The sequence below is a fragment of the Cupriavidus sp. 207A1 genome (genome assembly GCF_057798955.1).
In genome coordinates this window covers 494,450-517,758 of sequence record NZ_JBYOJO010000002.1, presented here as the reverse complement: position 1 = coordinate 517,758, position 23,309 = coordinate 494,450, and the positions used below count along the sequence as shown (strand labels likewise).

Genomic DNA, 23,309 nt, shown 5'->3' with positions numbered 1-23,309 from the left:
GATCATGAAACAACTGCAAGACGCATACATCGTTGCGGCTACCCGCTCGCCGATCGGCAAGGCCCCCAAGGGCGCCTTCAAGCACACGCGCCCCGACGACCTGCTGGCCACCATCCTGAAGGCCGCGGTGGCCCAGGTGCCGAACCTGGACCCGAAGCTGATCGAGGACGCCATCGTCGGCTGCGCCATCCCGGAAGCCCAGCAGGGCCTGAACGTGGCCCGCATCGGCGCGCTGCTGTCGGGCCTGCCCAACACCGTCGGCGGCATCACCGTCAACCGCTTCTGTGCCTCTGGCCTGAGCGCGGTGGCGATGGCCGCCGACCGCATCCGCGTAGGCGAGTCCGACGTGATGATTGCCGCCGGCGTGGAATCGATGAGCATGGTGCCGATGATGGGCAACTCGCCGTCGATGTCGCCGGAGATCTTCGCCCGCGACGAGAACGTCGGCATTGCCTACGGCATGGGCCTGACCGCCGAGAAGGTGGCGCAGCAGTGGCAGGTCAGCCGCGAGGACCAGGACGCGTTCTCGCTGGCGTCGCACCAGAAGGCCATCGCCGCGCAACAGGCCGGCGAGTTCCGCGACGAGATCACGCCGGTCGAGACCGTCGAGCGCTTCCCCGATCTCGCCAGCGGCCAGGTCAGCGTGAAGACCCGCACCATCGCGCTGGATGAAGGCCCGCGCCCGGATACCTCGCTCGAAGGCCTGGGCAAGCTGCGCCCGGTGTTTGCCAACAAGGGCAGCGTCACCGCCGGCAACAGCTCGCAGACCTCGGACGGCGCCGGCGCGCTGATCCTGGTCTCGGAGAAGATCCTGAAGCAGTTCAACCTGGTGCCGCTGGCGCGCTTCGTCTCGTTCGCGGTGCGCGGCGTGCCGCCCGAGATCATGGGCATCGGCCCCAAGGAAGCGATCCCGGCGGCGTTGAAGGCGGCGGGCCTGACCCAGGACCAGCTCGACTGGATCGAACTGAACGAAGCCTTCGCCGCGCAATCGCTGGCGGTAATGCGCGACCTGGACCTCGATCCCGCGAGGGTCAACCGCATGGGCGGCGCGATCGCGCTGGGCCACCCGCTGGGCGCGACCGGTGCGATCCGCTCGGCCACGGTGGTACATGCGCTGCGCCGCCACAACCTGAAGTACGGCATGGTCACCATGTGCGTCGGCACCGGCATGGGCGCCGCAGGTATATTCGAGCGCGTATAAACGCGCCTGCGGGATGGCCCATGGCCATCCCGCCCTTCTGCATCAGGTGAAGAAAGCAGTACCGGGGCTGCCGCCCGCGACGCGGGTCACCAGGTAGGGGAGGAGACAACAATATGCAGGAGACAGCCATCCTGGCCGATGCCGCGTGCGACTTGCCACGCGACGTCATGGCCGCGCTGAAGGTCCACACCATTCCGTTCCGCATCCGCGCCGGCGAGCAGTTCGTCGCCGACACGCGCGATGAAGACGCATTGCCGCGGCTTTACCAGCAATACCTGGTCGGGCGCCAGGACCACTATGCCGAATCGGTGCCGATGGTCGAGCGCGAGCTGGAGGAACACCTGCTGCGCAACGTGGCGGCGCAGTGCGACCGCGCCATCCTGTTCACCATCGCCAGCACGCGCAGCAAGCTGTATGCGCATGCGAGCGGCGCGGTGATCGGCACCGTGGCGCGCAGCGTGCGGCTGCGCAAGCAAGCGGGACGCCCGGGGCTGTTCGACCTGACCGTGGTCGACACCGGGGCCATCGGCCCGGGCCAGGCGCTGATCGTGCGCGAAGCCGCGCGCATGGCACTGGCCGGCGCCAGTCCGCAGGCCGTGCGCGAGGCCGTGGAAACACGGCTGCGCGATGCCGCCCACATGTTCCTGGTGCCCGACGAACTGCTCTACCTGTACACCCGCGCACGGCAGAAGGGCGAGGGCAGCATTACCTGGGGCCGCTACGTGATGGGCAGCGCGTTCAACCTCCGCCCCGTGGTGCATATGCACCGCGGCCAGACCGAAGCCATCGCCAGGGCGCGTGGCTCGGAAGAAGGCAGGCGCCGCGTGCTGCAGCATGCCGAGCAATGCCTGCGCGCCGGCGACCTGCTGGTGCCGGCGATCTCGGCCTGCTATGCAGGCCCGCTGGACGAAGTGCGCGCGATGCCGGCGTACCAGTCGCTGGCGAATACCGCACGAAGCCAGGGCGTCGAGCTGATGCTGGCGCCGATGAGCCTGACAGTGGCACTGAATGTCGGCGCGCGCGCGTTCGGGCTCAGCTATCTCGCCGAGTCGCCGCCGCCTTTCGAATAACTCCCACAGACGAGGACACCATGAGCATCCGTACCAGCATCGAGCAGGGCATCCTGACGCTCGAATTCGACCGCATCGACAAGAAGAACGCCATCACCGCGGCGATGTACCAGTCGCTGGCCGACGCGCTGCGCGCGGCCGAGACCGATCCCGCCGTGCGCGCCATCCTGCTGCGCGGCAAGCCCGAAGTCTTCACCGCGGGTAACGACCTTGAGGATTTCATGCAGCGCCCGCCCGGCGCGGGCGAGGGCGCCGAAGCCGCCCCGGTGTTCCAGTTCCTGTACCAGATCAGCCATGCCAGCAAGCCGGTGGTCGCGGCGGTCAGCGGCGCCGCGGTGGGCGTGGGCACCACTATGCTGCTGCACTGCGACCTGGTCTATGCGTCCGACACCGCCAAGCTGTCGCTGCCGTTCGTGCAGCTCGGGCTGTGCCCCGAGGCCGCCTCCAGCCTGCTGCTGCCGCGGCTGGTCGGCTACCAGCGCGCGGCCGAGAAGCTGCTGCTGGGCGAGGCCTTCAGCGCGCAGGAAGCGCTGGAGATCGGGCTGGTGACGCGGGTGCTGCCGGTGGCCGAGTTGCATGACTTTGCCCTGGCACAGGCACGCAAGCTGGCGGCCTTGCCGGCGTCGTCGCTGCGCGAGACCAAGCGCCTGATGAAGGCCGGCGCGATGGCCGAAGTGGAGAAGCAGATGGCCGACGAGGGCGCGGTGTTCCGGCGCATGCTGGTGGCGCCGGAGGCGAAGGAGGCGTTCAGCGCGTTCTTTGAAAAGCGGAAGCCGGATTTTAGGAAGTTTGAATGAGGGAGTGCTCCCAAGCCGCTTGATCTCGCCTAAGCAAGATGTTCACCCTCTCCCCTCATGGGGAGAGGGCCGGGGTGAGGGGTGGGCTAGGCAAGGAACCACATAAAGCGGGGCCAACGGTTTTTTCCAGCGCGATAGCTTCGGCCAGCGCCCGCCCTCACCCCAACCCTCTCCCGCAAGCGGGAGAGGGAGCACACCGACCGATGGGCAGGAGCCTTTTATCCCTCAAGCCGTCGGCAACACCCGCGGCTGCCGCGACTCATCCGTCGCCACATACGTCAACGTCGCCTCGGTCACCTTGACGATCTCATTGCTGTGCCGCATGCGCTGCGCATAGACCTCGACCTCGACCGTGATCGAGGTGCGTCCGGTCTTGACGATGTCGGCATAGAAGCTGACCAGGTCGCCCACGAACACCGGGTGCTTGAACAGGAAGGAATTGACCGCGACGGTGGCCACGCGCCCCTGTGCGCGTTCGACCGCCGGGATCGAGCCGGCGATATCCACCTGCGACATGATCCAGCCGCCGAACACATCGCCGTGCACGTTGGCGTCGGCGGGCATCGGCACCACGCGCAGCGCGGGGTTCTTGCCGGCAGGCAGGGCGGGGACGGTGTGGGGAGCGTTCATGGCGGTATGCGGGTGGACTGCTGAGGGCTGGGGATGGGGCGTGGCAGCGAAAGACCCTTCGCCAGCCGCGCAACGCGATCTCTGCGACAATCGCGCATTGGCCCGGATTCTAACGTATGCGCCGCTATTCCACGACCGCCGAGCAGGCCCCCGACACGGCCTCGGTGAAGCTCTTTCCCGGCCAGCGCGCCCCCCGCAGCGACTGGCAGACCGTGCGCAACCTGCTGCCCTATGTCTGGCACTACAAGTGGCGCGTGATGCTGGCGCTGGCCTGCCTGGTGGCGGCCAAGGTTGCCAACCTGGGCGTGCCGGTGCTGATGAAGCGGCTGATCGACAGCATGAACATCTCCGCCGGAGACCCGCGCGCGCTGCTGGCGGTGCCGGTCGGGCTGATCGTCGCCTACGGCATGCTGCGCCTGTCCGCGACGCTGTTCACCGAGTTGCGGGAGATCCTCTTTTCCAAGGTCACGCAGAGCGCCGTGCGCGAAATCGCGCTGCAGGTGTTCCGGCACCTGCATGCACTGTCGCTGCGCTTCCACCTGGACCGCCAGACCGGCGGCATGAGCCGGGACATCGAGCGCGGCACGCGCGGCATCCAGTCGCTGATCTCGTATTCGCTGTACAGCATCCTGCCCACGCTGGTGGAGATGGCGCTGGTGATCGGCTTCTTCATCCTGCATTACGACATCTGGTTCGCCGCCATCACCGGCTCCGCGCTGGTGGGCTATATCGTCTTCACCATCGTGGTAACGGAATGGCGCACGCACTTCCGCCGCCGCATGAACGAGCTGGATTCGCGCGCCAACCAGAAGGCGATCGATTCGCTGCTGAACTTCGAGACCGTCAAGTACTTTGGCAATGAAGCCTACGAGGCGCAGCGCTATGACGAGAACCTGCGCAAGTACCGCACCGCGGCAATCCGCTCGCAGAACTCGCTGTCGTTCCTCAACTTCGGCCAGCAGGCCATCATCGCGATCGGCCTGATCCTGATCCTGTGGCGCGCCACAGTGGGCGTGGTCGACGGCAAGCTGACGCTGGGTGACCTGGTGCTGGTCAACACGCTGATGATCCAGCTCTATATCCCGCTGAACTTCCTCGGCGTGATCTACCGCGAGATCAAGCAGGCCACCACCGACATGGACCGCATGTTCGTGCTGCTGGGCACGCACCAGGAGGTGGCCGACGCGCCGGGCGCGCCGCCGCTGCGAGTCGGCGGGGCGCAGGTGCGCTTCCGCGACGTGCGTTTCGGCTACGAGCCGGACCGCACCATCCTGGACGGGGTCGACTTCACCATCGCCGCCGGCACCACCACCGCGGTGGTGGGCCACAGCGGCTCGGGCAAGTCGACGCTGGCGCGGCTGCTGTTCCGCTTCTACGACGTGGGCGGCGGCGCGATCGAGATCGACGGCCAGGACATCCGCGCCATCACTCAGGACAGCCTGCGCCGCGCCATCGGCATCGTGCCGCAGGACACCGTGCTGTTCAACGACAGCATCTACTACAACATCGCCTACGGCCGCCCGGACGCGACCCGCGACGAAGTCATCGCCGCGGCGCAGGCGGCGCAGATCGATGCCTTTATCCGCGAGCTGCCGCAGGGCTATGACACGCCCGTGGGCGAGCGTGGCCTGAAGCTGTCCGGCGGCGAGAAGCAGCGCGTGGCGATCGCGCGCACGCTGCTGAAGAACCCGCCGGTGCTGGTGTTCGACGAGGCGACTTCCGCGCTGGATTCGCGCACCGAGCAGGCGATCCAGGCCGAGCTGATGCGCCTGGCGCAGAACCGCACCACGCTGCTGATCGCGCACCGGCTCTCCACCGTGGTTCATGCCGACCAGATCCTGGTGATGGACCACGGCCGCATCGTCGAGCGCGGCACCCATGCGCAGCTGATGCGCGCGGGCGGGCGCTATGCCGAGATGTGGGACATCCAGGCACGCGCCGCCGCGAGGGGCGGCGACGCGGTCGGCGCGGACGCGCTGGCGCTCGACGTGGGCGACGCCACGCAGGACGCCTGAGCGCTGTTGCGCCGCGCCGGCTTGCACCAGGGCGCGGCGCGGATTGTCGGCAATCGCTGCCGACGATGCCGCCGCGGCAATCGCCACGCCCATTTCTGGTTCGACAATCGCGTGCGGGCACGCCCTGGAACGGGGCCGGCAAAGCTGGCATGTCCCTTGCGGACGAATCCCTCCGAAATCACTATCCACGGAGAGATGCCATGCCCAAATCCCGCGCTGCGCAAGTGTTGCCCGGCGTTTTCACGGCTGCCACCGAAGGCGCTGGCCATGCCGGTGCGCGCCCGGCCCGCGCTTCGGCACGCCGCCGCCTGCTGAAGCTGGGCGCAATGCTCGGCACCAGCCTGGTGCTGTCGACATCATTCGCCGGCGCGGCCCACGCGCAGGCTGCGTCCACCAAGGTCCGGTTCCAGCTCGACTGGCGCTTCGAAGGGCCGGCGGCGCTGTTCCTGCTCGGCGAGCAGAAGGGCTACTACAAGGCCGAGAAGCTGGAAGTCGCGATCGATGCCGGCAACGGCTCGGGCAACGTGGTCAACCGCGTGGCCTCGGGCACCTATGACATGGGCTTCGCCGACATGTCGTCGGTGATGGAGTTCTACGGCAACAACCCGGACGCGAAGAACAAGCCGGTGGCCGTGATGATGGTCTACAACAACACGCCCGCGGCCATCCTCGCGCTGAAGAAGTCGGGCATCCGCGCGCCGAAGGACCTGTCCGGCAAGCGCCTGGGCGCGCCGGTATTCGACGCCGGCCGCCGCGCCTTCCCCATCTTCGCCCGGGCCAACGGCCTGCAGGCATCGTCGTTCAACTGGCAGGCGATGGACCCGACGCTGCGCGAAACCATGCTGGTGCGCGGCGATCTGGATGCCATCACCGGGTTCTCGTTCACGTCGATCCTGAACCTGAACGCGCGCGGCGTGAAGGACGAGGACATCGTGGTGCTGCCGTACCCGCAGTTCGGCGTGAAGCTGTACGGCAACGCCGTGATCGCGTCGGAGGAATTCATCAGGAAGAACCCGGAGGCGGTGAAGGCGTTCCTGCGCGCCTTCAGCAAGTCGGCGCGCGAAGTGATCGCGAGGCCGGAAGAGGGCATCCGCGCCCTCAAGGCGCGCGACGGCATCATCGACGAAAAGCTGGAAACGCGCCGGCTGAAGCTGGCGCTGGACAGCGTGGTCCGGTCGCCCGACGCCAAGGCCGAGGGCTTTGGCCGCATCAGCAAGCCGCGCCTGTCGCTGATGGCCTCGCAGGTGGCCGATGCCTTCGGCACCAAGGGCCGTATCAACGCCGATGCGCTGTGGACCGACGCGTACCTGCCGAGCGCGGCCGAACTGGATGTGCTGCGATGATGGCGGGCCTGGCTGAATCCATGCCGGCCACCGCGGCTGCCGCGGCGGCAGCGTCCGCGCCCGTCGAGCCCTTCGTCGATTTCAACCGGGTCTGGCTGGCCTATGACGACACGCTCGCGCGCCAGGGCGAGTTCGCGGTGGAAGACCTGTCGCTGCAGGCTGCGCCGGGCGAGTTCATCGCCATCGTCGGCCCGTCCGGCTGCGGCAAGTCCACCTTCATGAAGCTGGCGACCGGGCTGAGACCGGCCACGCGCGGTACCGTGAAGGTGGCCGGTCAGAAGGTGAGCGGGCCGCTCAAGCAGGTCGGCATGGCGTTCCAGGCGCCAACGCTGCTGCCATGGCGCACCACGCTCGACAACGTGATGCTGCCGCTGGAAATCGTCGAGCCCTACCGTTCGACTCTGCGTGCCAGGCGCGACGAATACGTCGACCGCGCCCGCCGGCTGCTGCATACCGTGGGCCTGGGCGGCTACGAGGACAAGTACCCGTGGCAGCTCTCCGGCGGCATGCAGCAGCGCGCCTCGATCTGCCGCGCGCTGATCCACCAGCCGCGCATGCTGCTGCTGGACGAGCCCTTCGGTGCGCTCGACGCCTTCACCCGCGAGGAACTGTGGTGCGTGCTGCGCGACTTGTGGCAGGCGCAGCGCTTCAACGTGATCCTGGTCACGCACGACCTGCGCGAGGCCGTGTTCCTCGCCGACACGGTCTACGTGATGAGCCAGCGCCCCGGCCGCATCGTGCTGCGCAAGGAGATCGGCCTGCCGCGCCCGCGCGATCTCGAGCTGACTTATACGGAGCCCTTTGCCGGGCTGGTGCACGCGCTGCGCGAGAAGATCGGCCATGTGCGCCAACACTGAAGCAGACCCCGAGGCAAGACAATGATGATGATGCTGACTTCCGCGCAGGAGCGCCGCGTGCAGCGCGTGGCGCCGTGGCTGCTGCTGGCCGCGGTGCTGCTGCTTTGGCAGGGCGCGTGCATGGCCTTTGACGTATCCGACTTCATCCTGCCGGCGCCGTCCGCCATCGTGGCCGCGCTGGCGGACTATGCGGACGTGATTGCGGGCCATGCGTGGCGCACCTTCTGGACCACCATGGTGGGCTTTGGCGTGGCCATCGGCGTGGGCGTGCTGCTCGGGCTGGCGATGGGCTCGTCGCGGCTGCTCTATGCCGCCAGCTACCCGCTGATGACCGCCTTCAACGCGCTGCCCAAGGCCGCCTTCGTGCCGATCCTGGTGGTGTGGTTCGGGCTCGGCGCCGGGCCGGCGATCCTGACCGCGTTCCTGATCTCGTTCTTCCCGATCATGGTCAATATCGCCACCGGGCTGGCCACGCTGGAGCCGGAACTGGAAGACGTGTTGCGCGTGCTGGGCGCCAAACGGCGCGACGTGCTGTTCAAGGTCGGCCTGCCGCGCGCGCTGCCGTATTTCTTCGCCTCGCTGAAGGTGGCGATCACGCTGGCCTTTGTCGGCACCACGGTGTCGGAGATGAATGCCGCCAACGAGGGCATCGGCTACCTGCTGGTGTCGGCCGGCTCCGCCATGAAGATGCCGCTGGCCTTTGCCGGGCTGGTGGTGATCGCGGTGATGGCGATGGCGATGTACGAGCTGTTCGCGGTGGCCGAGAAGCGCATGACCGGCTGGGCCCACCGGGGTTGAGGCGGGCTCAGTGCCGCACTAGCTGCCGGCCTGCTGCAGCTGGTAAGTCGAGCAGTAGCTGAAGCGGCTGGCCGGATGCACGCCGGTGGTCACGATGATCGCCTGGTCGCGCAGGAAATAGGTGCGGACGATGCGCAGGCCCGCCGACTTGTCCGGCACCTGCAAGGCAGCGGCCTGCGCGCCTTCGACCAGCCATCCCTGCACCTCCTGCTCCACGCGGGTGACCTTGATCCCGTATTGCTTCTCCACCATCGTGTACACCGGCACGTCGAGCGTCTCGCCGGGCGGAGACAGCTCGCCGTAAGCGCCGTCGACATAGATGTCGACCAGCCCGATCGGCTCGTGGCCGGGCGCACTGTCGAAGCGGGTGCCGCGGATATGCAGCCAGCGCGCGCCGGGCGCGCAGCGCAGCAATGCCGCCAGCGTGTCATCTGCCTTCACCGTGCCGAACGCCGAGGTGCGCAACGTCGTTCCCTTGGCATAGCTGACCAGATCGGCAGGTGAGTCCATCAGCTGGGTGAAGCGGCTTTGCGGACGGTCTGAGATCACACGCGTGCCGACACCGGCCTGGCGCGAAACCATGCCCAGGTTGGTCAGCTTCTGCACCGCCTGGCGCACCGCATACCGGCTCAGGTTCCAGGTTTCGCACAACTCCGCCTCGGTCGGCAGCAGCGCGCCGACGGGAGGGTTGCCGTTCACGATTTCCTGCATCAGCGTGCGGGCCAGGTCGAGATGGCGCGGCGAGGTCGCGCCCAGGGCGGCGGAAACGGGGTCGATGTCTCTTTGCATGAATTGGCGAGAGGTCGGCGGCAAGGGCGTCGGCGCCGCGGCCGATGCCCGTGACAGCCGCCGCGACGCGCGGATCGATCTTAGCATTGCGCGCAGGGTTTTTCCTAATATTCGAATGTTCGAACAAAGTCCTATAGTTCGAGCCATGCAGATGCTTGACCTGCCGCGCTGCCCGTATCCGGCAACCACGCATCCATTCCTCGATTTCGGAGAAGCTTCCCGCATGTATCCCATTGATTTCCTGTGGCGCGCCGCCCACCGCCACCCCGAGCGGACCGCCATCTTCAGTGCCGATGGCCAGTTGTCATACCGGGTGCTTGCCGACGCGGTGCTGCGTCGCGCCGCGGCCCTGGTGGCGCTCGATCCGTTGCCCCGCAGCCGCGTCTGCGTCGGCGCCGCCAACACGGTCGATCACCTGGTGGCGATCCTGGCGATACTGGCCGCCGGCAAGGTATGGGTGCCGCTGAATCCGCGCAACGGCGATCCCGAGCTGCGCCGCATTGTCGATTTCGTCGAGCCCTCGCTGGTGCTGGCCGATGCCGGCATGGCCGGGCGCCTCGCCGGCATCGCGGCGCCGTTGCGCCTGTTGTCCGACCTCGGCGCAGACGGTGGCGATTTCGCTGCGGTGGTGATGGGCCCTCGTGGCCGCGGCGGCGTGCCGCTGGAAGCGGCGCAGGCGGTCAAGTTCACCGGCGGTTCAACCGGTTTTCCCAAGGGCGTGATCCAGCCGCTGCGGGCATGGAACGCCAATATCGCAACCCAGATCCACGAACTTGGCCTGACGCCGGCAGACCGCTACCTGGTGGCGGCGCCGATCACGCATGGAACCTCCACCTACATGCTGCCGCTGCTCGGTGCCGGCGGGGCGCTGGTGTTCCCGGAATCGGCCAAGCCGGCCGGCCTGCTCGATGCGGCCCAGGCCCACGGCGCGACGCTGTTCTTCGCGCCGCCGACGCTGATCCTGGCACTGGTCGAAGAGCAGCGGCGCGCGCCGCGCGCGTTGCCGGCGCTGCGCTATCTGGTCTACGGCGGCGCGCCGATGCGCCCGGAACAGATCCGCGACGCGCAGGCGGTGTTCGGCCCGGTGCTGTGCACGTCGTTTGGCCAGACCGAAGCGCCGCAGATCATCACCTTCCTGCCGCCGGGCGAGATGCACGGCGAGCGGCTCGCTTCGGTCGGCAGGCCGTCGCTGCTGACCCGGGTGGCCATCGTCGACAAGGCCGGCAACGTGCTCGGCGCCGGGGAAGAGGGCGAGATCGCAGTGCGCGGCGACCTGGTCATGAGCGGCTACCTGAAAGCGGAGCAGGAAACCCGCAAGACGCTGGTCGACGGCTGGCTGCGCACCGGCGATGCCGGCGTCTTCGACGAGCACGGCTTCCTGTTCCTGCGCGACCGCATCCGCGATGTGATCATCACCGGCGGCTTCAACGTCTATCCCGGCGACGTCGAGGTGGTGCTGTCCGCCCACCCCGCGGTGGCCGACTGCTCGGTGGTCGGCATCCCCGACGCCAAGTGGGGCGAGGCCGTGCACGCCGCGGTGCAGTTGCGCCCCGGCATGCAGGTTGCCGCAGACGAACTGATCGCGCTGGTCAAGCGCGAGCTGGGTTCGGTCAAGACGCCCAAGCACATCCACGTGTTCGACGCATTGCCGCGCAGCGCGGTCGGCAAGGTGCTGAAGCCGGCGGTGCGCGAGTCGATCCTGTCCACCTGGAGCGCGACATGACTTCGCCCAAAGCCTCCGCTGCGCCGCGCACGCGGCTCTGTCGCTACACCGAGCAAGCGGTCTATTACGGCGAGGACGACCTGGTTGCGGACCTGCTCGGCCAGGCCAGCTTCATCGACGTCTTCATGAAGCAGACCTTCGGCAGCGCGCCCGGCCCGGCGCAGCGCCGCATCGCCGAGGCGGTGCTGGTGACGCTGATGGAACATGGCATGACGCCGAGCGCGATTGCCACGCGCATGATCTATTCGAGTTCGCCGGAAAACCTGCAGGCCGGCGTTGCGGCGGGCCTGCTGGCGGTGGCCAGCCAGTTCATCGGCACCATGGAACCCGCCGCGGGGCTGCTCGACCAGATCGCGGCGGCCGGTGCCGACGGCGCAGCGGAGGCCCGGCGCATCGCGCGCGCATACCGTGCGCGGCGCGAGCCCGTGCCCGGCTTCGGCCATCACCTGCACCGTCCCGACGATCCGCGCGCGCTGGCGCTGCTGGCGCTGGCGCGCGAGCTGGGCACCTATGGGGAACGCTGCGCCGCGCTGGAACGACTGGCCGCCGAAGTCGATGCCGCCGCCGGCCGCCATATCACCATCAATGCCACCGGCGCCGTGGCGGCGGTGCTGGGCGACATCGGCATCCCGGCGCGGCTGATGCGGGGCTTTGCCGTGCTGAGCCGCGCCGCGGGGCTGATCGCCCATATCGCCGAGGAACAGCGCGAACCCTCGGGACGCTTTGTGTGGAGCCTCGTTGACGAGGCCATGACACCCGCCCGCAGCGCGGGCGGGCCAGACTGACCACCGCCGCAAATCGACAAACAGAAATCAGAAGGAGACGCCATGACAGCAGCCGACCGAGCCATCCAGCGGCACCACCACATCACCCTCAGCGTGGGGACCGCGCAGCAGGACTATGATTTCCATACCAGGGTGCTTTCGCTGAAGAGCGTCAAGAAGACCCTGATCTACGACGGCGGCACGCCGTTCTATCACCTGTACTACGGCAACGACCTGGGTGAGGAAAGCACGCTGATCACCTGCTTCCCGGTCGCGCACTTCGGCCGCAAGGGCACGCGGGGCACGGGCCAGATCGGCAGCCTGGCGCTGTCGGTGCCAGGCTCGGCGATTCCGTTCTGGCACCAGCGCCTGCTCGACCACGGCTTCGAGGTGCGCCGTACCGAACGCTTTGGCGAGGTCGTGCTGGCCTTCGCCCACCCGTGCGGGGTCGAGTACGAGCTGATCGGCATCGCCGATGACGCGCGTACGCCTTACTCCAACGGCGAGGTGCCGGCCGAGTTCGCGATCCGCGGCCTGCATACCATCGCGGTGAACGTGCGCGAAATGGAGTCGTCGCAGCAATTCATGCAGGAAGGATGGTCGGGGCGCGAAGTCGGGCGCGATGGCAAGTACCTGCGCTATGCCTTCGGCGACGGTGCCTCCGGAAAATTGGTCGATTTCTCGCTCGAGCCCGACCTGCCCCAGGCCAGCTGGACCTACGGCGAGGGCACCGTGCACCACTGCGCATTCCAGGTCGAAGACCGCGTGGTGCAGGACATGGTGAAGGCGCGGCTCGAGGGCCTGGGTTTGACCGACACCTCCGAACGCAAGGACCGCGGCTACTTCGAATCGATCTACGTGCGTACCCCCAGCGGCGCGATGTTCGAGGCCACCGTGTCGAAGCCCCAGGCGTTCCTGATCGACGAGCCCTATGAAAGCATGGGCTCGACGCTGCAGATCGCGCCGCAGTTCGAGAGCCAGCGCGCAACCATCCTGCAATCGCTGGAAAGCCTGCACTACTGAAGCGGACCCTCGTCGCGCTGTGTGGCCGTGCATGGCCCGAAGCCGGAAACATCATGCCTGTCCTCAATCCTCACCTGCACACGCCGCTGAGCGTGTTCGACGCGCCGGCGGGCAATGCCCGGCTGGCGGCGATCCTGGTCCATGGCCGCGGCCAGTCGCCGGCGCTGATGCGCGAACTGCTGGTCGACCGGCTCGACTGCCCCCAGGTGGCATGGTTCGCGCCGCTGGCCGCGGAAAACACCTGGTATCCGGAGCGCTTCATCGCTCCGCTCGAGGCCAACGAGCCGCGCCTGTCACAGGCGCTGGCGCGCATCGAGGTGCTGTCCGAGGCGTTGCTGGCGATGGGTTTTCCCTACACCTCGCAGGTGCTGGTGGGGTTCTCGCAGGGCGCCTGCCTGTGCAGTGAATTCCTCTGGCGCCAGCGGCGCCGGTATGCGGGCCTGATCGCCCTGACCGGCGGGCTGATCGGCCCCCCGGGCGCGCCGCGCGAGTGCGCGCGGCCGTGGCTGGCAGGCATGCCGGTGCTGCTGTCGACATGGGACGAGGATCCGCATGTGCCTGCCGACAGCGTGCGCGAGTCGGCGCAGTGGTTCCGTGCCGCCGGCGCCGACGTCAGCATCCGGGTCGAGCCGGGCACTGAGCACGGCATCCGCGACCGCGAAATCGCTTACGCCAATTACTTCCTGGCCGCCTGCGTGCCAGATGCCAGTTGAACGCCAAGGAGCCTTGCGGCATGCAATCTTTTATCCATGAAACGCGCCAATCCCGCATCGTGTTCGGCAACGGTGCGCGCGAGCACCTGCTGCGCGAGGTGGAACTGCTCGGCGTGCGGCGCGTGCTGGTGCTGACCTCGCCGGAGCAGTTCGCGCTGGGCCGGCAGATGGCCGAGCTGATCGGCGCGCGCAGCGTCGGCGTCTACGGCCATGCCGTGATGCATGTACCGGTCGATGTGGTGAAGAACGCCGTCGACGCGGTGCGGCGTGCCGACGCCGATGGCTGCGTGGCGGCCGGCGGCGGCTCGACCATGGGCCTGGCCAAGGCCATCGCGCTCGAGGTCGGGCTGCCGTTCATCGCCGTGCCGACCACTTACGCCGGCTCCGAGATGACGCCGCTGTACGCCATCACCGAAGGCGGCCTCAAGCATACCGGCCGCGACTGGCGCGTGGCGCCGCGCACCGTGATCTACGACCCCGAGCTGACGCTGTCCCTGCCGCCGGGCCTGGCCATGACCAGCGGCATGAATGCGATCGCGCACGCGGCGGAGGGCCTTTACGCCGGCGACGGCAACCCGGTCTACGCGCTGATGGCCGAAGAAGGCATCCGCGCGCTGGCCGGCGCGCTGCGATGCCTGAAGCGCGATGCCTGCAACGCCGGGGCGCGCGGCGATGCGCTGTACGGCGCCTGGCTGTGCGGCATGGTGCTGGGCAACCTGCAGATGGGCATCCACCACAAGCTGTGCCATACCCTGGGCGGCAGCTTCAACCTGCCGCATGCGGAAGTCCACACCGTGGTGCTGCCCTATGCCATGGCCTACAACGCCGCAGCGGCGCCGCAGGCGATGGTGCGCATTGCGCGCGCGCTGGGCACTGCCACCGCGCCCGCAGGACTGCGCGAGCTCGGCGCCGCGCTCGGCGTGCCGCGCTCGCTGCGCGAGATCGGCATGCCGGCGCATGGCCTCGATCAGGCGGCCGACCTGGTGGTCGCGGCGCCGTACCCGAATCCGCGCCCGCTCGAGCGCGCAGCGGTCCGCGACCTGCTGCAGCGCGCCTACGACGGTGCCGCTCCCGCCTGAGCGCGCGCCGCAACGGTAGCGCTTCCGCCAAATGAGGCCCCCATCATGCCAACAGTCATTCGCGCCTACTTCCGCACCGACATCGCCGCCGCGCGCTTGCAGCACCGACCGGACCATATCCGCCACATCGCCGCGCACCTGCCGGAGATCGTCTGTGCCGGCGCCCTGTGTGACGAAGCACAGGCGCCGCGGGGGTTGTTCCTTGCCGTGCAGGGCGACAGCGCGCAGGCGCGGGCGCTGATCGAATCGGATCCGTACCACCGCGCCGGCCTGTTCGAGCGCGTCGAGACCGAGCCTTTCCTGCAGTTCGTTCCGCACGCCAATCCACGCCTTCTCGACGAGGAACTGGAGCGCGCGCTGCAGAGCGCCGCCGCCGCCGCCACATAAAGCCGCCGCCGGCGGCAGCCGGCAAGCCAGCCTGAACCTGTCTCGCAGTGAAACCCTGCAGGGCGCCGTGCGCCTGCTGCCGGCGCAGCGCGACATTCCGAGGAAGACCACAACATGCAACGCATCAAACGCTACCTGCTGTCCGGTTCGGCCGTGGCAGTGATCGGCGGCCTGCTCTACGCGGGCCTGTTCATCAAGCCGAAGCCGGCCGGCAAGGCGCTGCCGCAGCCACTGGTGGAACGCGGCGACGCCTTCTACGGCATGGCCGTGCTGCCCGACGGGCACATGTGGGCCGTCGGCACCAACGGCAAGATCCTGCACAGCGATGACGCCGGACAGGCCTGGCGCCTGCAGCGCACCACGCAGCGCGCAACCCTGCAGGACATCGCCGCCTGGGATGCGCGCCGTGCCGTTGCGGTCGGCAACGACGGCGTCATCCTGGCCACCGCCGACGGCGGCATGAACTGGCAGGCCGCGCGCGCGCCGCGCTCCTCGATCAGCAACAAGCTGATGCGGGTGCAGGCGAGCCAGGATGGACGTGCCTGGGCGGTGGGCAGCGGCGGCGTGCTGCTGCGTTCGCTCGATTACGGCAACAGTTGGGAGTCCGCCGCGCCCGTCGAGGACACCGCCTGGAACGGCGTTGCCTTCGATGGCGCCCGTGGCTGCGTGGTGGGCGAGTTCGGCCGCATCCGCGTCACGCGCGATGCCGGCGAACACTGGACCACCGTCACCAGCCCGGCGCGGCAAAGCCTGATGTCGGTGCGCATGCGCGACGACGGCCACGCGGTGGCGGTGGGCTTGCGCGGCACCGTGCTGGTCAGCAGCGATGCGGGCACCAGCTGGAAATCCGTCGCCGGCGCCACGCAGGAAGACCTGTTCGACGTGGCCTGGGATGGCAGCCAGTGGGTCGCCGTGGGCGACAAGGGAGTGGTGCTGCTGGGCGGCGCCGATGGCGCCGCCTGGCGCGCGACGCGCTTCGACGCGATGGACCGCGGCTGGTACACGCGCGTGCTCGCGCATGGCGGCAAGTACTACGCCGCTGGCTCGCGGCTCGCGGCCGGCACGGCCAGGGCGCTGTAAGCACGGGACAGCCCGGCTGCGCGCAGAAAGAGAATCTGGAGGAGATCATGAACACAACACAACCGGGCAGGCTCGAACGCTTTGCCGAGGCCTGCATCCGGCGGCGGGCCTATGTCGCGGGCCTGTTCCTGCTGGTCACCGCATTGATGCTGGTGGCCGCGCTGCGGGTGGAGGTCAGGACTGTCTTCGACGACCTGCTGCCGCGCAGCCATCCGTATATCCAGGTCCACGAGCAGTACAAGCACGCCTTCGGCGGCTCCAACGTGGTCAGCCTCGTGCTCGAGGCCGAGCAGGGCGACATCTTCAACACGGCCTTCCTGACCAAGGTCAAGACGGTCACGGCGGCGCTGCAGCGCGTCGATGGCGCCAACCAGTTCCAGATCGTCTCGCTGGCGTCGCGCAAGCTCAAGGAGATCCGCGGCTCCACCGAGGCCATCGATTCGTCGCCGCTGATGTGGCCGGACGTGCCCCAGGACGCGGCCGGGCTGAACGCGCTGAAGCAGGCCGTGCTCAACAACCCGCTGGTCTATGGCGCCTATGTCTCGAAGGACCTGCGCGCCGCGCTGGTGACCGTCGATTTCTACGAGGGCTCGGCCGACTACAACAAGATCTTCCCGCAGGTGCAGGCCATTGCCGATGCGGCGCGTGGCGACGGCGTGCGCGTGCGCGTGACCGGCGAGCCCATGCTGTATGGCTGGGTCAGCCACTTCCTGCCCGAGACGCTGCACATCTTCATGCTGACGGTAGGCTGCCTGGTGCTGCTGCTGTTTATCGTCGCGCGCACCTGGCGCGGCACGCTGCTGCCCTTGCTGGCGGGGCTGAGCAGCGCGATCTGGGCGCTCGGCGCCGCGCGGCTGCTCGGCTACAACCTCGACCCGCTGGTGATCGTGATTGCGTTCCTGATCACGGCGCGCGCGATCTCGCATTCGGTGCAGCTGGTGTCGCGCTTCGACGAGGAGCTGGCCGCGGGCGCCGACACCCCGCGCGCGGCGGCGCGGGCCAGCATGCTGCAGTTGTTCAAGCCCGGCATGCTGGGCGTGGTTGCCGACGCCGGCTGCATGGTGGTGGTGGTGCTGACGCCGATCCCGCTGATGCACAAGGTGTCGATCATCGGCACGATATGGGTGATGACCATCGCGCTGAGCGCATGCGTGATGACGCCGGTGCTGCTGTCGTGGGTGCGCGATCCGCGCGGCCACGCGCATCGGCTGGACCTGGGCCCGGCGCTCGACCGAATCCTCGGCGTGTGCGTGCGCAGCGCGACGTCGCGCTGGCGCTACGCCGTGCTGGCCGGCGCGGTGGCGGTGTTCGCCGTCTCGGCCTGGTACGCGACCCGGATCCAGGTCGGCGATGCGCAGCCGGGCTCGCCCATCCTCTGGCCCGATTCGACTTACAACCAGGATGCCGCTGCCATCAACCGCCAGTTCCAGGGTGCCGACCGTCTCTACGCGGTGTTTGCGGGACACCAGCCCAATGCAGTGAAGTCGCCCGAGGTGCTGGCGAGCATGGCGGGGATGCAGCGCTATATGGCGGCGCAGCCGGAGATCGGCGGCAGCGCCTCGATCGCCGACGTCATCCCGATGGTCCGGCGCGTGCTCAACGAGAACAACCCGCGCTACCAGGAGCTCGGCGGCACCGCGCAGGAGAACGGCGAGCTGATGTACATGTTCGTGTCGGGCTCCGATCCCGGCGACATGGCCCGCTTCACCGATGCGCAGGCGCGCAATGCCTCGGTGACGTTCTACTTCCGCGACCACCAGGGCGACAGCATCCGTACCGCGATGGCGCGCCTCAAGGAATATGTCGACGCCCATCCGCTGGCACAGGGCACGTACCAGCTGGCCGGCGGGCTGGTCGGCGTGCTGGCCGCGGTCAACGAGGTGATCCTCGCCGGCCAGATCGAGAGCATCGCGCTGGCGCTGCTGGTGCTGGTGCTGTGCTGCGCGGTCGCGTACCGCTCGGTCACGGCCGGCATCTTCTTCATGGTGCCGGTGATCCTGTCCAACACCATCACCTTCAGCTACATGGCGTGGAAGGGCATCGGCATGAACCTCAGCACGCTGCCGGTGGCGGCGCTGGGCATCGGCCTCGGTGTCGACTACGCCTTCTACATCGTCGACGGCATCAAGGAAAAGATAGCCGAAGGCAAAGACCTGCGCACGGCCACGGTGGCCTCGCTGCTGGGCGCGGGCCGCGGCGTGGTGGTGACGGCGCTGACGCTGACCACCAGCGTGGTGCTGTGGTGCGCCTCGTCGCTGCGCTTCCAGGCCGACATGGGCGTGCTGATGGCGATCTGGCTGTTCGTCTCGGCGCTCAGTGCGCTGTTCATCATGCCCGCGATGGTGCTGGTGTTCCGGCCGGCGTTCATCGTGAAGCGAGCGGGCGCAGGCAATGCCGCCGGCGAGCGCGACATCTCGATGCATCCGGTGCCGGAGGCATAGCGGCCAGGTATCGACAAGAGCCAGAGATACAAGACCAACAGGAGGAGACCATGACAATGCATTGCTGGAAGGGGCGGCGCCGGGGCACCAGCGCCGCGGGCCTGGCGCTGGCGCTGCTGGCGGTGGCGCCGCAGCTGCTGGCCGCGGAGGCCGCAGAGAGCGCAGAGACCGCAGAGACCCGGGAGCCGGCGGCGCCCGCCGCGCAGGACGCCGGCAGCGACGCCAAAGGAGAGGACTACAGCTTCCGCGTGGGCGGCTATGCGCGCACGTGGGCCTCGTTCAACCTGCAGAATCCGCCGGAGACCGGCCGCGACGACAGGTTCGCGCCGTCCATGCTGCGCGGCTCGCTGCTGCTCAATGCCGACGCCAAGACCGGGCCGGTGACATGGAAGGTGGTCGGCCGGGCCGACGGCGAATACAAGACGCGCTACCTGAAGGACCTCGAGCAACTGAACCGCACCAGCTCGCCCGGCGGTCCGGGCAGCCGGCTGATGGACCAGTACGACAACGCCGACCTGCGCGAGTACTACATGGACTTCTCGCCGGTGGAGCGGGTCAACCTGCGCATCGGCAAGCAGCAGGTGGTCTGGGGCGAGACCGACTTCTTCCGCGCCCTCGACCTGGTGCACGGCTTCGATTACCGCTGGCGCTCGTTCCTGGAGCGCGAGGGCGACGAGTTGCGCAAGCCGCTGTTCCTGGTCAAGGCCAAGGTCAACGTGCCCGAAGCCGACGGCAGCCTGCAGCTGCTGTACCGGCCGGGCCTCGACCGCAACCGCGACATCGGCAACAGCTACGACCTGTACGGCGGCCGCTGGGCGGGCCAGCCATACAAGGGCGTCGACTTCCTCGCGCCCGGCGCGCTCAACTACAACTACCGGCAGCCCGGCGCCAATGTCAGCGACCAGACCGGCGGCGTGCGCTGGGAGGGCATCGCCGGCCCGGTCAACTATTCGCTGGCCTACCTGAAGACGTTCAGCAACGACCCGGTGGTCAACTCGGCCTTCGCGCCGTCGGGACAGGCTCCGACCGGCACGCTGGGGGACTTCATCTTCCCCAAGATCGACCTGTTCGGCGCGACCGCCAGCGGCTATGTCCCCGCCATCGATGCCGTGCTGAGCACCGAACTGGTCTACACGCGCAACGCGCCCTACAACATCGGCACCAATTTCTTTGGCGGGGCGTTGCCGGGCTTCGGCGGCATCATCAGGAAGGACGTTGTCACCACCATGTTCCGCATGGACAAGAACCTGAACCTGAGCCGCCTGCTGGGGACCAGCCGCCCGTCGTTCTTCTCGGTGCAGGTGTTCGACAAGTGGATCCAGAACTTCAGGCGTTCCGACGACATCGTCAATCTCGTCGGCTACGGCGCCGCGGCCAAGGAGCATTCCACCATCGCCACGGTGATCCTCGGGCTGAACTACCGCAACGACAAGATCAATCCGCAGCTGGCCGCGGGCGTGGACCTGCAAGGCCGCGGCGGCTTCCTGATCCCGAGCGTGGAATTCGTCTACGGCGACCACTGGCGCCTGGTGCTGGAGGCGGACCTGTTCTTTGCCAAGAACAAGCGCAACCCCGGCCAGGTGGAAGGGTCCACGCGCCTGTTCGGCACCTTTGCCAACAACAGTCAGTTCCTGGCGCGGCTGACGCGCCAGTTCTGATGCATCCCGAGTGAGGAGACACAACATGATTCGCATCCGCAAGACCATCGCGCTGTGCCTGCTGGCGGTGCTCGCCAGCGCCAGCGCCGCCAGCCAGGCGGCCGAGTTGCCGGCCGGCACCGTGATCGACAAGGACAACCTCGACAAGGTCAAAGGCGACACCTTCGACGGCCACACCATTGCCAGCCTGCTTACCGAGAAGCTGGAATGGCAGATCCGCAATACCGGCCTGAGGATCCCGCTGGCCCACGCCAAGCCGGTGCAGCTCGATCCCAAGTACCTGGAGGCGACGCGCAAGAACGCCGGCAAGGCGCAGTTCGACGAGAAGACCCGCGAGGTGACCGGCTGGGAAGCCGGCATTCCGTTCCCGCAGGTGAGCCAGAACGACCCCTTTGCCGGCGACAAGCTGATCTGGAACTTCTATTACGCCTCCCCGGAAGGCGACGTCATCAACAACAAGGTCACCTTCCTGATGATCAGCGGCGACAAGGGCCTGGAGTCGACGCAGGACTGGGTGTTCCAGCGCTATTACCTGAAGGGGCGGCTCAGCGGCGACAAGCCCGTGCTGGGCGACGGCAGCGTGCTGAGCAAGACACTGTTCGCCGCGACCGCGCCGGAGGACATCCGCGGGCTGGGCACCTTCACCATCCGCTACGACAGCCCCAAGCTGGAAGACAGCTGGGCTTATATCAAGTCGGCCCGGCGCACGCGGCGGCTGTCGGGCGGCGCATGGATGGACCCGGTGGGCGGGCTGGATGTGCTCAACGACGACATCTATGTCTGGAACGCCAGGCCTTCCTGGTATCCGAAGATCAGGCTGGTGGGCAAGCGCTGGATCCTGGCGATCTCGGACGCGAAGCTGGGCTACACGCCGTCCAAGAAGGGCACGCCCGAAGAATGGAAGACGGTGGACTTGAAGAACGCGCCGTACTGGAATCCGGTGCAGACCTGGCAGCCGCGCGAGGTGTGGGTGATCGAAGGCACGCCGCCCGCCGAACACCCTTATGGCAGGAAGGTGGTCTACATGGACGTGAACTATCCGCGCGTCTACATGGGCGAGGCCTATGACAAGAAGGGCGAGTTCTGGAAATTCATCAACTTCCATATGACGCCGTCGACCGGCGAGGACGGCACCAAATACTCGTCCTCGATCCAGGGCGACATCATCGACTTCAAGGCGCGCCACGCCTCGATCTATCTGTTCCGCGGCTACAAGCTCAACGAGGCGAAGATCAAGGAAGCCGACATGAACTACAGCGCGCTCGAGTCGATCGCAAAGTAGGCCGGGCCTGGCGCGGCCCCCGGGGGGCACGGGCGGCCGCGCCGGATCTGACAGGCGGCCGCCAGCCCGGCGGCCCAGGAGACGGGATCATGGAAATCAAGACAATGACGGATGAACAGCGCAAGGCGGTGGCGCTGGAGTACTTCAGACGCATGGACCGGGGCGAGAGCGTGATCGATCTCTTCGACGAGCACGCGGAATTCTGTTTTCCCAAATGGGGTGTGGCACGCGGGCGCGCGCAGATCGAGCAACTGTTCGGCGACCTGATGGGGATCGTGGCATCGGTGCGCCACGATGTCGCCTACGCCAACTTTATCCAGCAGGGGGACCTGATGGTGGTGGAAGGCACGTCTGCCGGCAGCCTCGTCAGCGGCGAAACCTGGCGCGCGGACGTCGGCCATGCCGGGGGGCGCTGGTGCGACGTGTTCGAGATCCGCAACTTCCGCATCCAGCGCTGCTACGTCTACCTGGACCCCGACTATGGCGGGCAGGATGTCGGGCGCTATCCCTGGCTGCGCCAGCGGCACCAGGGCAAGGGCGGACCGGCGTAGCGGCCGCAACGCACCGGTGTCAGGTGACGGACACCCGCGCGCCGGTGGATAATCCGCGTCATGGAAATCAAATGGCTTGAAGACTTCGTCAGCCTGGCCGAGACGCACAGCTTCTCGCGCTCGGCCGAACTGCGCCACGTCACGCAGCCGGCGTTTTCGCGCCGGATCCAGTCGCTCGAGGCGTGGGTTGGCACCGAGCTGATCGACCGCTCGAGCTATCCCACCAGCCTGACGCCGGCCGGCAAGGTGTTCTACGAGCAGGCGCTGGCGATGCTGGCGCAGGTCAGCGAGACCCGCGCGCTGATGCGCGGCCAGCGCTCGGCCAACGCGCAGGTGCTGGAATTCGCGGTGCCGCACACGCTGTCGCTGACCTTCTTCCCGGAATGGCTCAAGGCGCTGGAGCGCAAGCTCGGCACGCTGCCGTGCCGGCTGCGCGCACTCAATGTCCATGACGCGGTGCTGATGCTGGTCGAGGGCGGCTGCGACCTGGTGATGGTCTACCACCACGCGCGCCAGGCCATCCAGCTGGATCCCGCGCGGTACGACATGCTGGTGCTCGGGACCGAACGGCTATCGCCCTACAGCGTGCCGGACCCCGCCGGCAAGCCTCTGTTCCGGCTGCCGGGCACCGACAAGAAGCCGGTGCCGTTCCTCAGCTATACGCCCAACGCCTTCCTCGGCCGCATGGTCGACCTGCTGCTGGCTGAAACCGCCGAGGCGCTCAAGCTGGACAAATGCTACGAGACCGACATGGCCGAGGCGCTCAAGGTGATGGCGCTGTCCGGCCACGGCATGGCCTTTCTGCCCGAAAGCGCGGTGCGCGACGACGTCGCGGCGGGGCGGCTGGTGCGGGCCGAGTCGGCCCGCGGGCTGCCGCTGTCGATCGACATGGAGATCCGCTTGTATCGGGAGAAGCCGGGCGAGAACGGCGGCGAGCGGCGCGCCGGGGCGCGGCGCAAGCGGCAGCTGGTGGACCAGGTGTGGGGGACCCTGACCTCGGCGTAGCGACGGTTTGCCCCAAGGTTATGCGCGTCCTGCATAACCCGATGAGCAAACGGCATTGGATTCCGGGCCGCCGCCAAGCCTAAGCTTGCGCCCATCTTCCACC

Annotated in this window: 21 protein-coding genes; 19 read left to right on the top strand and 2 right to left on the bottom strand. The window is 68.0% G+C overall.

Annotation, left to right across the window (positions count from 1 at the left end; translation table 11 throughout):
- Nucleotide 1: 1 nt before the first annotated feature.
- The 3 genes from AC3FMM_RS05170 to AC3FMM_RS05160 all read left to right on the top strand — a co-directional run bounded on the left by AC3FMM_RS05170 (nt 2) and on the right by AC3FMM_RS05160 (nt 3,068).
- Entirely contained in the window at nt 2–1,201 is a 1,200-nt protein-coding gene (locus AC3FMM_RS05170) for an acetyl-CoA C-acyltransferase (protein ID WP_115679371.1), read from the top strand.
- Between the two features lie 113 nt (nt 1,202–1,314).
- Nucleotides 1,315–2,271, top strand: coding sequence for a DegV family protein (locus AC3FMM_RS05165; RefSeq protein ID WP_488686198.1), 957 nt, complete (start codon nt 1,315–1,317; stop codon nt 2,269–2,271).
- 20 nt (nt 2,272–2,291) lie between these two features.
- Nucleotides 2,292–3,068, top strand: a complete 777-nt coding sequence (locus AC3FMM_RS05160) for an enoyl-CoA hydratase (RefSeq protein WP_473703477.1) — start codon at nt 2,292–2,294, stop codon at nt 3,066–3,068.
- A 225-nt stretch (nt 3,069–3,293) separates the two neighbouring features.
- On the opposite strand, the gene AC3FMM_RS05155 is transcribed toward AC3FMM_RS05160, so the two are convergent.
- The gene (locus tag AC3FMM_RS05155; protein ID WP_062796782.1) at nt 3,294–3,698 is read right to left on the bottom strand and encodes an acyl-CoA thioesterase; all 405 of its coding nucleotides are present in this window, start codon (nt 3,696–3,698) and stop codon (nt 3,294–3,296) included.
- 116 nt (nt 3,699–3,814) lie between these two features.
- Between AC3FMM_RS05155 and AC3FMM_RS05150 the strand changes: the two genes are divergently transcribed.
- The 4 genes from AC3FMM_RS05150 (at nt 3,815) to AC3FMM_RS05135 (ending at nt 8,711) form a co-directional block, all read left to right on the top strand.
- Entirely contained in the window at nt 3,815–5,713 is a 1,899-nt protein-coding gene (locus AC3FMM_RS05150) for an ABCB family ABC transporter ATP-binding protein/permease (RefSeq protein ID WP_414249785.1), read from the top strand.
- Nucleotides 5,714–5,913: 200 nt separating this feature from the next.
- The gene (locus tag AC3FMM_RS05145; RefSeq protein WP_198035961.1) at nt 5,914–7,056 is read left to right on the top strand and encodes an ABC transporter substrate-binding protein; all 1,143 of its coding nucleotides are present in this window, start codon (nt 5,914–5,916) and stop codon (nt 7,054–7,056) included.
- Between the two features lie 20 nt (nt 7,057–7,076).
- Nucleotides 7,077–7,913 (top strand): ABC transporter ATP-binding protein, encoded by an 837-nt coding sequence (locus AC3FMM_RS05140; RefSeq protein WP_115711545.1) that lies wholly within the window; start codon nt 7,077–7,079, stop codon nt 7,911–7,913.
- A gap of 24 nt (nt 7,914–7,937) precedes the next feature.
- Entirely contained in the window at nt 7,938–8,711 is a 774-nt protein-coding gene (locus AC3FMM_RS05135; protein WP_326347055.1) for an ABC transporter permease, read from the top strand.
- A gap of 18 nt (nt 8,712–8,729) precedes the next feature.
- On the opposite strand, the gene AC3FMM_RS05130 is transcribed toward AC3FMM_RS05135, so the two are convergent.
- Nucleotides 8,730–9,500 (bottom strand): GntR family transcriptional regulator, encoded by a 771-nt coding sequence (locus AC3FMM_RS05130; protein WP_326346999.1) that lies wholly within the window; start codon nt 9,498–9,500, stop codon nt 8,730–8,732.
- A 223-nt stretch (nt 9,501–9,723) separates the two neighbouring features.
- Between AC3FMM_RS05130 and AC3FMM_RS05125 the strand changes: the two genes are divergently transcribed.
- From AC3FMM_RS05125 to AC3FMM_RS05070, 12 genes are all read left to right on the top strand, one after another.
- Nucleotides 9,724–11,223 carry a class I adenylate-forming enzyme family protein gene (locus tag AC3FMM_RS05125; RefSeq protein WP_326346998.1) on the top strand — a complete coding sequence of 500 codons (1,500 nt, stop codon included), beginning with the start codon at nt 9,724–9,726 and terminating at the stop codon, nt 11,221–11,223.
- On the top strand, nt 11,220–12,008 hold the full coding sequence (locus tag AC3FMM_RS05120) for a citryl-CoA lyase (RefSeq protein ID WP_488686197.1): 789 nt from the start codon (nt 11,220–11,222) through the stop codon (nt 12,006–12,008). The genes AC3FMM_RS05125 and AC3FMM_RS05120 overlap by 4 nt, the downstream gene beginning before the upstream one ends.
- Nucleotides 12,009–12,050: 42 nt before the next feature.
- The gene (locus AC3FMM_RS05115; RefSeq protein WP_115708160.1) at nt 12,051–13,010 is read left to right on the top strand and encodes a VOC family protein; all 960 of its coding nucleotides are present in this window, start codon (nt 12,051–12,053) and stop codon (nt 13,008–13,010) included.
- Between the two features lie 53 nt (nt 13,011–13,063).
- Nucleotides 13,064–13,723: an alpha/beta hydrolase gene (locus AC3FMM_RS05110; RefSeq protein ID WP_115708162.1), complete on the top strand. Its 660-nt coding sequence runs from the start codon at nt 13,064–13,066 to the stop codon at nt 13,721–13,723.
- A gap of 20 nt (nt 13,724–13,743) precedes the next feature.
- Nucleotides 13,744–14,802, top strand: coding sequence for a maleylacetate reductase (locus tag AC3FMM_RS05105; protein WP_488686196.1), 1,059 nt, complete (start codon nt 13,744–13,746; stop codon nt 14,800–14,802).
- A gap of 45 nt (nt 14,803–14,847) precedes the next feature.
- Entirely contained in the window at nt 14,848–15,189 is a 342-nt protein-coding gene (locus tag AC3FMM_RS05100) for a YciI family protein (protein ID WP_115708165.1), read from the top strand.
- 114 nt (nt 15,190–15,303) lie between these two features.
- The gene (locus tag AC3FMM_RS05095; protein WP_115708167.1) at nt 15,304–16,269 is read left to right on the top strand and encodes a WD40/YVTN/BNR-like repeat-containing protein; all 966 of its coding nucleotides are present in this window, start codon (nt 15,304–15,306) and stop codon (nt 16,267–16,269) included.
- A 47-nt stretch (nt 16,270–16,316) separates the two neighbouring features.
- On the top strand, nt 16,317–18,710 hold the full coding sequence (locus tag AC3FMM_RS05090; RefSeq protein WP_116312144.1) for an efflux RND transporter permease subunit: 2,394 nt from the start codon (nt 16,317–16,319) through the stop codon (nt 18,708–18,710).
- 50 nt (nt 18,711–18,760) lie between these two features.
- The gene (locus AC3FMM_RS05085) at nt 18,761–20,368 is read left to right on the top strand and encodes a DUF1302 family protein (protein WP_240987646.1); all 1,608 of its coding nucleotides are present in this window, start codon (nt 18,761–18,763) and stop codon (nt 20,366–20,368) included.
- A 25-nt stretch (nt 20,369–20,393) separates the two neighbouring features.
- Entirely contained in the window at nt 20,394–21,650 is a 1,257-nt protein-coding gene (locus tag AC3FMM_RS05080) for a DUF1329 domain-containing protein (protein ID WP_326346993.1), read from the top strand.
- Between the two features lie 89 nt (nt 21,651–21,739).
- Nucleotides 21,740–22,201, top strand: coding sequence for a nuclear transport factor 2 family protein (locus tag AC3FMM_RS05075; protein WP_116312146.1), 462 nt, complete (start codon nt 21,740–21,742; stop codon nt 22,199–22,201).
- A gap of 60 nt (nt 22,202–22,261) precedes the next feature.
- Entirely contained in the window at nt 22,262–23,206 is a 945-nt protein-coding gene (locus tag AC3FMM_RS05070) for a LysR family transcriptional regulator (protein WP_115679376.1), read from the top strand.
- Nucleotides 23,207–23,309: the final 103 nt, after the last annotated feature.

What these genes read in the sequence shown, in the direction of transcription:
- AC3FMM_RS05165 (WP_488686198.1), top strand. Translation starts at nt 1,315, where the DNA reads ATGCAGGAGACAGCCATCCTGGCCGATGCCGCGTGCGACTTGCCACGC.
- AC3FMM_RS05160 (WP_473703477.1), top strand. Translation starts at nt 2,292, where the DNA reads ATGAGCATCCGTACCAGCATCGAGCAGGGCATCCTGACGCTCGAATTC.
- AC3FMM_RS05155 (WP_062796782.1), bottom strand. Translation starts at nt 3,698, where the DNA reads ATGAACGCTCCCCACACCGTCCCCGCCCTGCCTGCCGGCAAGAACCCC.
- AC3FMM_RS05150 (WP_414249785.1), top strand. Translation starts at nt 3,815, where the DNA reads ATGCGCCGCTATTCCACGACCGCCGAGCAGGCCCCCGACACGGCCTCG.
- AC3FMM_RS05145 (WP_198035961.1), top strand. Translation starts at nt 5,914, where the DNA reads ATGCCCAAATCCCGCGCTGCGCAAGTGTTGCCCGGCGTTTTCACGGCT.
- AC3FMM_RS05140 (WP_115711545.1), top strand. Translation starts at nt 7,077, where the DNA reads ATGCCGGCCACCGCGGCTGCCGCGGCGGCAGCGTCCGCGCCCGTCGAG.
- AC3FMM_RS05135 (WP_326347055.1), top strand. Translation starts at nt 7,938, where the DNA reads ATGATGATGCTGACTTCCGCGCAGGAGCGCCGCGTGCAGCGCGTGGCG.
- AC3FMM_RS05130 (WP_326346999.1), bottom strand. Translation starts at nt 9,500, where the DNA reads ATGCAAAGAGACATCGACCCCGTTTCCGCCGCCCTGGGCGCGACCTCG.
- AC3FMM_RS05125 (WP_326346998.1), top strand. Translation starts at nt 9,724, where the DNA reads ATGTATCCCATTGATTTCCTGTGGCGCGCCGCCCACCGCCACCCCGAG.
- AC3FMM_RS05120 (WP_488686197.1), top strand. Translation starts at nt 11,220, where the DNA reads ATGACTTCGCCCAAAGCCTCCGCTGCGCCGCGCACGCGGCTCTGTCGC.
- AC3FMM_RS05115 (WP_115708160.1), top strand. Translation starts at nt 12,051, where the DNA reads ATGACAGCAGCCGACCGAGCCATCCAGCGGCACCACCACATCACCCTC.
- AC3FMM_RS05110 (WP_115708162.1), top strand. Translation starts at nt 13,064, where the DNA reads ATGCCTGTCCTCAATCCTCACCTGCACACGCCGCTGAGCGTGTTCGAC.
- AC3FMM_RS05105 (WP_488686196.1), top strand. Translation starts at nt 13,744, where the DNA reads ATGCAATCTTTTATCCATGAAACGCGCCAATCCCGCATCGTGTTCGGC.
- AC3FMM_RS05100 (WP_115708165.1), top strand. Translation starts at nt 14,848, where the DNA reads ATGCCAACAGTCATTCGCGCCTACTTCCGCACCGACATCGCCGCCGCG.
- AC3FMM_RS05095 (WP_115708167.1), top strand. Translation starts at nt 15,304, where the DNA reads ATGCAACGCATCAAACGCTACCTGCTGTCCGGTTCGGCCGTGGCAGTG.
- AC3FMM_RS05090 (WP_116312144.1), top strand. Translation starts at nt 16,317, where the DNA reads ATGAACACAACACAACCGGGCAGGCTCGAACGCTTTGCCGAGGCCTGC.
- AC3FMM_RS05085 (WP_240987646.1), top strand. Translation starts at nt 18,761, where the DNA reads ATGACAATGCATTGCTGGAAGGGGCGGCGCCGGGGCACCAGCGCCGCG.
- AC3FMM_RS05080 (WP_326346993.1), top strand. Translation starts at nt 20,394, where the DNA reads ATGATTCGCATCCGCAAGACCATCGCGCTGTGCCTGCTGGCGGTGCTC.
- AC3FMM_RS05075 (WP_116312146.1), top strand. Translation starts at nt 21,740, where the DNA reads ATGGAAATCAAGACAATGACGGATGAACAGCGCAAGGCGGTGGCGCTG.
- AC3FMM_RS05070 (WP_115679376.1), top strand. Translation starts at nt 22,262, where the DNA reads ATGGAAATCAAATGGCTTGAAGACTTCGTCAGCCTGGCCGAGACGCAC.